Source organism: Pseudomonas sp. p50(2008) (assembly GCF_015351605.1).
GTDB lineage: Bacteria > Pseudomonadota > Gammaproteobacteria > Pseudomonadales > Pseudomonadaceae > Aquipseudomonas.
The window spans coordinates 1-10,931 of sequence record NZ_JACMYF010000022.1; the positions used below are offsets into that span (position 1 = coordinate 1).

General features: G+C 57.3%; 6 protein-coding genes, 2 rRNA genes and 1 pseudogene. 5 read left to right on the forward strand and 4 right to left on the reverse strand.

All coding sequences use genetic code 11. From position 1 onward, the window contains the following. Together H7698_RS30770 and H7698_RS30775 are read left to right on the forward strand one after the other, a co-directional pair. Positions 1 to 4,970 (forward strand): immunoglobulin-like domain-containing protein (locus H7698_RS30770; RefSeq protein WP_235992993.1); only part of this gene is annotated, 4,970 nt, incomplete at its 5' end. Positions 4,971 to 5,118: 148 nt separating this feature from the next. Then, positions 5,119 to 5,457, forward strand: coding sequence for a tryptophan synthase subunit beta (locus H7698_RS30775; RefSeq protein WP_162441129.1), 339 nt, complete (start codon positions 5,119 to 5,121; stop codon positions 5,455 to 5,457). 103 nt (positions 5,458 to 5,560) lie between these two features. Here H7698_RS30775 and lapD read toward each other — a convergent pair whose 3' ends face one another. Beyond that, entirely contained in the window at positions 5,561 to 7,507 is a 1,947-nt protein-coding gene (gene lapD, locus H7698_RS30780) for a cyclic di-GMP receptor LapD (protein WP_194693865.1), read from the reverse strand. Positions 7,508 to 7,521: 14 nt separating this feature from the next. Then, positions 7,522 to 8,214 (reverse strand): cysteine protease LapG, encoded by a 693-nt coding sequence (lapG, locus tag H7698_RS30785; RefSeq protein WP_194693866.1) that lies wholly within the window; start codon positions 8,212 to 8,214, stop codon positions 7,522 to 7,524. 202 nt (positions 8,215 to 8,416) lie between these two features. Between lapG and H7698_RS30790 the strand changes: the two genes are divergently transcribed. The 3 genes and pseudogenes from H7698_RS30790 (at position 8,417) to H7698_RS30800 (ending at position 10,431) form a co-directional block, all read left to right on the forward strand. After that, entirely contained in the window at positions 8,417 to 9,127 is a 711-nt protein-coding gene (locus H7698_RS30790; protein WP_194693869.1) for a GntR family transcriptional regulator, read from the forward strand. A 99-nt stretch (positions 9,128 to 9,226) separates the two neighbouring features. Next, a pseudogene (locus tag H7698_RS30795) lies at positions 9,227 to 9,379 on the forward strand (sigma-70 family RNA polymerase sigma factor); the annotation flags it as partial. Positions 9,380 to 9,423: 44 nt separating this feature from the next. After that, positions 9,424 to 10,431: a DUF4880 domain-containing protein gene (locus H7698_RS30800; RefSeq protein WP_194693867.1), complete on the forward strand. Its 1,008-nt coding sequence runs from the start codon at positions 9,424 to 9,426 to the stop codon at positions 10,429 to 10,431. A 197-nt stretch (positions 10,432 to 10,628) separates the two neighbouring features. On the opposite strand, the gene rrf (H7698_RS30805) is transcribed toward H7698_RS30800, so the two are convergent. Beyond that, positions 10,629 to 10,744 (reverse strand): 5S ribosomal RNA (rrf, locus tag H7698_RS30805). Positions 10,745 to 10,852: 108 nt separating this feature from the next. Further along, positions 10,853 to 10,931: ribosomal RNA gene (gene rrf / locus H7698_RS32045) — 5S ribosomal RNA — on the reverse strand; the annotation flags it as partial.

Sequence of the window (10,931 nt, forward strand, 5' to 3'; positions counted from 1 at the left end):
TGTTTGCGACCCTGACGGCGGATAAAACCACCGTCGCTGAAGGCGGTCAGGTCACTTACACCGTGACCCTGACTACCAGCACTGGTCTGCCTTTGACCAACCATCCTGAGCTGACTTTCAAGCTCACCGATGGCACCACCATTACTGTTCCTGCCAACAGCGTCACCGGCCAAGCGACCATTACGGCAGCCGATGACATCGCGATCGGTGGTCAACCGACCATCGTCAACAAGCTGGAATCGGTGACCGGCGCAGACACCTACGAAAAACTGACCCTGGGTGAGAACGCCTTGGAAACCAAGGTCACTGACGAGCCAGGTTCGGGCACGCCAACTGATAATCAGGGCGACAAAGTCGGCATCACCATCACCGGCAACGGCCCAGTCCAGGAAAATCAGGGCGCAGCCTTCACCATCAAGCTCGACAAAGCTCAAGACCACCCGGTTACCGTTAAGCTGAGCGACGGTTCGACCCTGGTGTTCGCTGCTGGCCAAACCGAGAAGGTCCATACCCTCGCCCCACAAGGCGACGACGTTTACAACGACGCCGGCTCCGTACAACTGGGTATCTCCAGCGCGACCTCCAATGGCGCAGCCCTGGAAAACCCAATCATCAGTGGCCCAGCAACGGTGACCATCACTGACACCGTCAGCGAAGTCGTTGCGACCCTGACCGCAGACAAAACCACCGTCGCTGAAGGCGGTCAGGTCACCTACACCGTGACCCTGACTACCAGCACCGGTCTGCCGATCAATAACCATCCTGAGCTGACTTTCAAGCTCACCGATGGCACGTTAATTACCGTTCCAGCGAACAGCGTCACTGGCCAGAAGACGATTTTCGCCACCGACGACATTGCAGTCGGTGGTCAACCGACCATCGTCAACAAACTGGAAACGGTCACCGGTGCAGACACTTACGAGAAACTAACCCTGGGTCAGAACTCGGTGCAAACCACCGTGACTGACGAACCAACCGGTCAAGGCGATGCCGTCGGCATCACCATCACCGGCAACGGTCCAGTACTGGAAAACCAGGGTGCAGCCTTCACCATCAAGCTCGACAAAGCCCAGCTTCAACCGGTCACTGTGACCTTGAGCAACGGCAAGACCGTGGTCTTTGCTGCAGGTGAAACCGAGAAGGTCCACACCCTCGCCCCGCAAGGCGACGACGTCTACAAAGACGGCGGCACCGCACAATTGGGCATTACCGGCGCTACGTCGAATGGCGCAGCCCTGGAAAACCCAGTGATCGGTGGCCCAGCAACGGTAACCATCAACGACACCACCAGCGAAGTCATCGCCAAGCTGACCGTGGACAAATCCACCGTCGTCGAAGGCGGCGCGGTCACCTACACCGTGACCCTGACCAACGCAGCCGGTCTGCCGATCAACAACCACGACGCCATGACCTTCACGCTGACCGACGGCAAGACCATCAACGTCCCAGCCAACACCAGCACCGGTACGCTGATCGTGAACACCGTGGATGACGTGTACACCGGTGGTCAAACCACGCTGGTCAACAAGCTTGAAACCGTATCGGGCGGCAACGCGAAGTTTGAGCAGCTGACGCTGGATAAGACCACGCTGACTACTACCGTTACCGATGAGCCTTCTGGTCAGGGTGACAAGGTCACTATCGGTATCTCCGGCGACACATCGGTCGTTGAAGGCCAAACGGCGCACTACACAGTGACGCTGAGCAGTAACGCCAAGTCCGAAGTCACTGTCACGCTGTCGTACAGCGGCACTGCGGCAGATGGCACGGACTTCAGGGGTGTGACTACGGTCAAGATCCCGGCCAACAGCAACAGTGTCAATTTCGACATCGCGACCATCAACGACAAGTACGTTGAAGGTTCCGAGAACTTCGTGATCACCATCGGCAATATCAGCGGCGGTAATTTCGAGAACCTCGCAGTCGACCCTAACAACGCCAGTGTTAACACGACCATTGTCGATAACGACCATGCGCCGGTTGCCGTCAGTGGCAGCGTCACTGGCCTTGAAGACCAGAGCGTTGTGTTGACGTGGGATAACTTCAAGACGACCGATGTCGACAACGACAGCCCGCTGAGCATCACCATCACGGACGTCGCTGGTCGTGGCGACCTGATGTTCAACGGTGCGGCCGGCTGGGTGAAAGTTGCCGCAGGCCAGGTCATCAGCCAGGCAGATATTACCGCTGGCAAATTGAAGTTCGTGCCGGTCGCGAACGAATCCGGTGCTGATGGCTACGGCGGAACTGGCGTCGGTAACAAAGCGGCTGATTACGCGCAGATCAAGTTCAAGCCTACCGATGGTTTCAACTTGGGCAATGAAGCGACGCTGAAAGTCGACATTACCCCGGTGGCTGACAAGCCTACGCTGACTGTCGACAGCAATGCCGTGACCTCTACAGGCCTGCTCAAGGAAGTCTGGACCGGGTTGTCCGGTCTGAATGCAGGTTATGACGGTAGCGCCGGTAGCGGTGCGGCGACTGCGATCTTGAAGTCGGTGATTGATGCGGCGAAAAACCCGAACAGCACCAGCACCTCCACCAACGTACAGTCCAGTGGTGATGTCGTTGCGGGTACCGCATCGAAAACATCCGGCCTGATCTACCTCGAAGCTGGCAAGACTTACACCTTCAGCGGCAGCGCTGACGACAGTCTGCTGGTGACGATTGGCGGCAAAGAAGTGGCCAGCGCGTTGTGGGGTAAAGGCGGCGGTATCTCGGGAGCAGGCTTCACCCCGGGCACCAGCGGCTACTACACCATCGACATCTACCACCACAACCAGAGTGGCCCGGGCAGCTACGACGTTAACCTGTCGGTGAACGGCGCAGCCGCTGTCGACCTGAACAGTGCCGGTATTCCGCTGTACACCGGCGTGGACAATCTGGCTGCGTCCGGCGTGACGGTTTCCGACCTGCACGGCACCAACGGTGAAGGTTATTACGAAGGCTACAAACTCAACGAAGGCGCAGAAAACGGCAGCGTACATCTGTCGAAGATCACCACCGCACTGACCGATACCGATGGCTCGGAAAGCCTCAGCGTGACCATCAGCGGCTTCCCGAAAGGCATGGTGCTGAGCGACGACGCGGGGCACAGCTGGACCGTGGGTACCGATGGCTCGGCGACAGTGACTGGCTGGAACCTGGCCAACCTGACCCTGACGCCGCCGGCCTACTACAACGGTAAGTTCGACCTGACAGTGACGTCGACTTCGACTGAGCTACTGGGTGGTTCGGCTTCAAGTACGGCGACGATTCCGGTCACTATTTACCCGGCGGTGTACAACGCATCGGTAGGGACTTCCGGAAACGACAATTTCTCGGGTACCGAAGCCAACGACATCATTGTCGCTGACGTGGCGGGCTTGAACGTGGTCCAGGGCAAGAATTACAACATTGCCTTCATGGTCGACAGCTCGGGCAGCATGGAAGACTCGATGGCGGCCGCGAAGACTTCGTTGATGGCCATGTTCACCAGCCTCAAGAACAGCCTGGGTAGCAACACCTCGGGGACCGTGAATATCTTCCTCGCGGACTTCGACACCCAAGTCAACAAAACCATCTCGATCAACTTGAATGACCCTAAAGCCCTGGATCTGCTCAGGGGCGTCGTGAACTCAATGGATCCGGTCGGCGGCACCAACTATGAAGACGTGTTCAAGGCTACGGCCAACTTCTTCAAGAGTGCCGAGGCGCTGGCCAACACCGGTGCAACCAACCTCACCTACTTCATCACCGATGGCAAGCCGACGTATTACCAGAAGTCGGAGCAGGTCAACCCGACGCTGTATGGCAGCGTGAAACTCGATGATGTGGTCACGACGACCAATTACAAACTGGGGGATACCTTCAGCAAAACCATCGACTCTACACACAAGCTGTTTATCGACAGCGACGGCTACGCAACGCTGCAGACAGCCAGTAAGAACTGGTGGGGCAATACTGTCTGGGACACCAGTAATGTCGGGTACGTGCACGCACAAGGCGATGGCACTTACGAGATCTCATCACTGGGTGGCACCGGTAAAGCCACCGACAATAACTACAATGACGTGGTCGGCAGGTCCGACGCCGCCTACGACGCGCTGGTGAAGCTGAGTCCGGTGGTGGAAGCCATTGGCATCAACAGTGACATCAAACTTCCAGACCTTGTGCCGTACGACTCCGATGGCAAACCGCAAACCAACATCGACCCGAGCAAACTGGCGGACGCGATTCTGGGTCATACCGAGGCGACTTTGCCAGGTGCCGACACGGTCAACGGCGGCGACGGCAACGACATTATCTTCGGCGACCTGGTGAGCTTCAGTGGTATTGCCGGCGAGGGTTATCAGGCCATGCAGGCCTTCGTGGCTCAGCAAACCGGTGTGGACGCCAGCAAGGTGACCACCAGCAACGTGCATCAGTACCTCACCGAGCACTACAACGTGTTCGATGTGTCTGGCGCCAATGACGGGGCGGATACACTGCTCGGCGGTGCCGGTAATGACATCATCTTCGGCCAGGGTGGCGACGATAAGCTCTACGGCAATGCAGGCAATGACATCCTGCTCGGCGGCACGGGCACCGACCTGCTGGACGGTGGCGATGGCAATGACATCCTTATGGGTGGCAAGGGCAACGACACGTTGATTGGCGGTCTGGGTGGCGACACGTTCGTCTGGAAAGCAGGCGACACCGGTACCGACGTGATCAAAGACTTCAAGGCTGCCGAAGGTGACCGCATCGACCTGCGTGATTTGCTGCAGGGCGAAACCGGCAGCACCATCGACAACTTCCTGAAGATCACCACGGCGGGCGGTGTTTCGTCTCTTGAGGTCAGTTCGGCTGGCAAGTTCAATACCAGCGGAGCAGCGGCAGCACCTGATGTGACGATCAAACTGGAAGGTAACAACTGGTCTAGCGCCAACCTGCACAACCTGATTGCCGGTAGCGATCCGACCATCAAGGTTGATCACAACAACAGCTGATAGCTGACGAAATGGCCGCCCAAACCGGGCGGCCATCACGTTTGCGAGAATCACACCGGTGACGATTTCGTCGTCGCACCGCATACTCGCGCGCAGTTGGCCTATGCTGCTGACAGCATGACGCTGGTCCATTTCTGAGGGATGCTCAATGTTTTACGTGCAACGCGATGCGCAAGGACAATTAGTGCGCGTGGAAGCCGCAGCTTATGCAGAGGCCACGGAAACACTGCCCGCCGACCATCATGAAATCCAGGCGTGGTACGCCAATGAAGTGATGGAAGTCAGCCTCAAGCAGCTCAAGCAGAGCGACTTCGAAATGATTCGGGTCCTCGACGACTTGATCCAGGTGCTGACCAGCAAAGGCGTAATTCGCGTCACCGACCTGCCGCCGGCTGCACAGGCCAAACTGATGGATCGGACCCAGGCTCGTGAGGCGTTGGGTGGGTTGAGTCATCTGATCGATGATGATGAGACCGGTTTGATTTAAGCGTTGTAACGCAAAAGATCGCAGCCTTCGGCAGCTCCTGCAGGGAAATGTATTTCTCCTGTAGGAGCTGCCGAAGGCTGCGATCTTTTTTGCTTGTAAAACCTTACTGCCAGGGCTTGGGCTCACCGAACAATTGGCCCTGAACCCCATAAAGTCCCATCTCGCGAATCACCGACAACTCCCCTTCTGTCTCGACGCGCTCGGCGATTAGCGGCAGGTCGATACTGTGGGCTGCGCGCTGAATGGCTTCGATAAACAGACGCTTGTCGCCTTCCTGATCGATCGCCCGAATGTAACTGCCATCGATCTTCAGGTACGCCAACCCAAGCCGCGCAAGGTTGCCGATCATGCTGAAGCGTCCGCCGAAGCGCTGCAGGCTGAGCGAGAACCCCAACTCTCGCAGTCGTTGCGTCAGCTTTTCAAGCACGGCTTGTTCGGGAATTTGTTCCTCGCCGATTTCCAGGGTCAACCGTGGTCCCAGATTGGAATGCGCGCGCAGAATCTCGAAGACTTTGTTCAGCGCCTGCGGGTCCGCCAGCGTCGCTGAAGACAGGTTCAGCGCCAGCGATTCTTCGTGGCCCTCCATTTGTGCAAGCACCAATTCCAGCATCAGACGGTCCAGGCGTGCCGTCCAGCCAAAGCGCTCGAGCCAGGGCAGGAAACGCCCGGCGGGAATAGTGTGGCCCTCATCGTCGATCAAACGCGAAAGCACTTTGTAGTGCAGTACCAACTGCGGGTCCTGGCTGGCGACCACCGGTTGGAAGTACAGCTGGAAACGCCGCTGCACCAATGCCTGATCCAGCAAATTGTGCCAGGCGTGATGATCGTCGCCCACGCGTGACGACGCGCTGTGGTCAAGGCAAGCCCAGCTCTGTTCGCCCTGTCCTTCGGCTTGCGCCAATGCCTGATCCGCCAGGCTGATGACTGCTTGAGGGGAGTCTCCATGAACAAACGGCGCCAACCCGATCGTGGCAACCGAGGCAACATCGGTGGCGCCCGTCGCATGCAGGCTCGCCAAGGCAGTATCGAGATTGCGCGCCAGTTGCAGCGCCTCTTCACGCACCAAGCCTGGGGCCAACACGGCAAACTCGCCGCCACGAATTCGTGTGACGAGGTTCTGCGTTTCAGGGTACTTGGCGCACTCGCGAGACAACTGCTCGCCGACTGCCATCAACAATTCATCGGTGCGTTGGCCGCCCAGGCGCTGGTTCAATCCGGCCAGGTCCGTGACCCGCAACAACAGTAGATAACCAGAGCTTGCCTGCTCCGGATTGCTCACTCGCGCATTCAGCTGCATCTCGAAATAACGTCGGTTGGCCAATCCGGTCAGGTTGTCCTGATAGGACTCGATCCGAAGTTTTTCGCTGCGCTCGGCCTGTTCTTGAAACAGCGCCTTGAGCTTCTCGACCATCTGATTCATGGCCTGCACGACACGTCGCAATTCAGGGGTACGCGGCAGGTCCGGCAGGCTGAGGAACTCACGACGGGCAATGGCATGGGATTGCTTGACCATGTAGTCCAGCGGTTTCAATTGCCGACGCAGCAACAGCGCGCCGAGAACAGCGCTCACCGCGCCGCAGATCAGCAGCCAGCCGAGGCTGCCCAGCGCGCTTTGCCAGAGCTTGGCCAGTGCAAACATGGGGTGGCTGACGACCTCGACCCGCGCGGCCTGTTCCCATCCACGACTGACAATTGCATCGCCGCCGGCCGGTTCCAGGCCGATGAGTTTGACGAACCAGTCCGGCACGTTGTTCACCGCAGGAATGCCACTGCGCTCGACGATGACTTTGTCGTTGCTGACGTCGATGACCCGGATGCTCGCGTAGTAGCCGCTGTCGAAGATAGAGCTCACCAACAGTTCGACCATCGCCGGGTCATCGATGTTCGGCGTCAGGGACAACGCGAGCGCCGTCGCGGCGTCTTGGGCGTGTGAGCGCAACTGGTTGACGTACTGGGTCCGCGAACTTTCCAGGCTCACCATGAAGCTGCCTGTGAAGGCGACCACCAGGAACAGACAGATAGCGATCAACAGCTGTTTGAACAAGGACATCTGAGCGCGTGCTCCTAGTTAGTCGTCTCGACCGGAAAACCTTCGGCCTGCATTTTCTTCAATACATCCTGCCAGCGGGACAGGCGCTTGGTATCACCGACCTTCTTGTTGCCCTTGGTGCCGGGCAGGTACAACCCTTCAGCATTGAAAGAATAGACCGGCAGCAAGTCGGTTCGTTGGCTGGCGGGCTTGATTGCATCGATCAGGCTGTCGAGCACCAGCGGCATGGCTTCGGGGCTTGAGTAATAGGTCAACACCATGTGTGCCCGATTCTGGCGCAATGCCTTGACGTAGGTGATGCGCAACTTATCACTGGAAACGCCGAGATGGCGCAGGCTGAAATACTTCGCGATGGCGTAGTCTTCGCAGTCTCCAGCACCCTTCCACAAGGCTTGGATTGGCGTTTCCCAGTAATCGACCTCGTGCCACAGGTCGATATCTTCTACGTACCGCACCTTCTTGTTGAAGAACTGGTTGACCAGATTGAGCTGTTCCAGCTCCCCGACCTGCTTTTGCGTCGCCAATAAATGCTGCCAGGCATCAATGCGTTGCTGCCCTTCACCCAACGGGCCGTACAATGCCTGGGCGCGTCGACTGATCAGCGAGAAATCCCAATCGGCATGCAGCCCGCCCAGCATGATACTGGCCAGCACCAGGGCGCATGACAGCCAGCGCAATGTCCTAGGGATCGCGAAACGTGCCGCCAATGCGTGGCATCCAGATCAGGCAGGTGGAATTCGGTTGAATGGTGAAGGTTCGCCCGCTAAAAGACAATGGCACGATGAGATCACTGATGACGCGCTAAACTTTTTAGAGTGGTGCGTCGAATTTGTTGGTTTGACAACCTGAGAGGCAGTCACTAGTGTCAGTTTGGATCCAATCATTCATACAATTTATTCAGGGTGCGTTGTGACACAGAAGCTCAACCCTCTCGCCAGCATCAAGATCAATGGGCCGATTCCCGCGCACTTGGCGCGATCGGTCATTGAAGAGACGTTGCGCGCCGCCATTCTTGATGGACGTATTCCCTGCGGTACCGCATTACGCCAGCAAGATCTTGCTGATTTTTTCGGTGTCAGTCGCATGCCGGTTCGCGAAGCGTTACGTCAGCTCGAAGCGCAATCGCTGCTTAACGTGATTGCTCACAAAGGGGCTGTGGTCGCGCCTCTGGTCCAAGGTGACGCCGTTGAAACCTACGCGCTGCGCATCCTGCTGGAGTCCGAAGCGCTGCGCCTGTCCATCCCCCTGCTTACCCTCGAGGATTTTCAACAGGCCGCGCGTCATATTGATGATCTGCAAACCGAAAGCGACTACACCGAGATCGGCCGGCTGAATCGTCTTTTCCATATGGCACTGTATGGTAAAGCGCCTAATCGCCGTCTCCTGAGATTGGTCGAAGACGGGTTGAACGAAGAGGAGCGCTTTCTACGCTTCAACCTGGAAGCCATGAACCTGGGTGAGCTGTCGCAGGAGGATCACCGGGCGCTTTTGCGGGCGGTGGAAGACCGGAACATCGAAGAATCCGTGAAACTGCTTGAGCACCACCTCAATCGGGCTGTCGAGGTCATCACGCGTTACCTCAATAATCCTGAGTCGCAGAATCAGAAGACCTCGAAGTAACGTGCGAAATGAGGGTAATACTGCCAGCAGTTGCAAATTCCCCCACCCTTGAAGACAATGCGACTAATTATCATTTGTGACGTCCGAGCAGTCGCATCCATGTTTTCCCCTGAGCTGGCAGTACAGACGCTTTACAGCAGTCATCACGGATGGCTCATCTCGTGGCTGCTCGCTCGCCTTGGCGATTCTGCCGACGTTGCGGACCTGGCCCAAGAGCAAATGGGCTTGTCCCTGCGCTCAGAGGAGCGCCTTGTCGCCGATGCGCTCTATCACTGCGATGCGTTGCGGTACAGCGCATGACGCCTATGGATAACGCGTCGCAGCGCCGACATGCCGAGCCTCGGCAGCAGGTCGTCAAACAAGCCATCCATTGGCTGCTTCGCCTACGCAACAATGCTGCTAATGCCCGCCTGCGTCAGCAATGTGATGTATGGCGGGCAGAGCATCAGGAACACGAGCTGGCTTGGCAAAGGGTGAAAACCCTGCAGGCTGAGTTGAGTAACAACTTTCCCGCGGTACCGGGTGCCCTGGATACGCTGGAAAACAGCGCTCACGGATTGGGGAGACGCCAGGCTCTGAAAATGCTCTCTGGCGCCTTGCTGATAGGTTCAGGCGCGTGGATGGGCAAAGACGTAGCAGGTTGGCAACAGTGGACCGCCGACTTCGCGACCAACACTGGAGAACGGCGGGGTTTCCAGCTGCCGGACGGCACGCGGCTGGAACTCAATACCGCCAGTGCGGTGGATCTCGACTACACACCGCAACAGCGACTGATCAAGCTGACTCGTGGGGAAATCATCATCACCTGCGGCGGGATTGATCAAGGCGCTTCGTTCGATCGTCCCTTACGGGTGCAAAGTCACCATGGTGTATTCGAAGGGGTTGATGCACGCTTCATACTTCTTCAGGGGCCAGTCTGTACCCAGCTCAGTGTGACTGCCGGCAGGGTTGCCATTCATTCGCCGATTGCCAGCAATGGAGGGCCGATACAGGTGCTTCCCGGGCAGAGCTATTTGATTGATCACCGCCAGGCGAGGTTGGCACCGGCACTGGATATGGACGCCGGTGCCTGGGTTGACGGTCTGATTGTGCCTCGCAACATGCGCCTCGATAACTTTCTTCATGAGGTTGGCCGTTATCGTACCGGCTATATTAGCTGTGCGGCGGACATTGCCGATCTTCGGCTTTCGGGGGGTTTCCAACTCGACAATACCGACAAGTTGCTCACCGTCCTTGCGCAAACCTTGCCTGTTAAGGTGCGATATCGCACGCGTTGGTGGGTGACTATCGAGCAGCAAGTCTGAATTGTTTTGCGGGGTTTGCGTGTAAGCCCGGCGCCTCAACTTCTGTTACTTCGAGGAAGAACTTAATGTCGCGGCGACAGTAAGCTCAGTTCTAACTTTCAGGCCATCTAGGTCTGTGCTTCAGTTAGCCACTTTCCAATGGCCCTGAACGACAAAACCCCTGTCTGCATTAGCAGACAGGGGTTCTGGAATTTCAATCTTGACGATGACCTACTCTCACATGGGGAAACCCCACACTACCATCGGCGATGCATCGTTTCACTGCTGAGTTCGGGATGGGATCAGGTGGTTCCAATGCTCTATGGTCGTCAAGAAATTCTGTGACCGGCCCGTTGCAGCAGCAACGTGCAGGTGAAAATTGGTGACTTCTACTAAAACAAAACCCCTGTTCGCGTTAGCAAACAGGGGTTTCGGAATTTAATCTTGACGATGACCTACTCTCACATGGGGAAACCCCACACTACCATCGGCGATGCATCGTTTCACTACTGAGTTCGGGA

Excerpts from the sequence above, each read along its gene's own strand:
- H7698_RS30775 (WP_162441129.1), top strand. The coding sequence starts at position 5,119 with ATGTTTTACGTGCAACGCGATGCGCAAGGACAATTAGTGCGCGTGGAA.
- lapD (WP_194693865.1), bottom strand. The coding sequence starts at position 7,507 with ATGTCCTTGTTCAAACAGCTGTTGATCGCTATCTGTCTGTTCCTGGTG.
- H7698_RS30800 (WP_194693867.1), top strand. The coding sequence starts at position 9,424 with ATGACGCCTATGGATAACGCGTCGCAGCGCCGACATGCCGAGCCTCGG.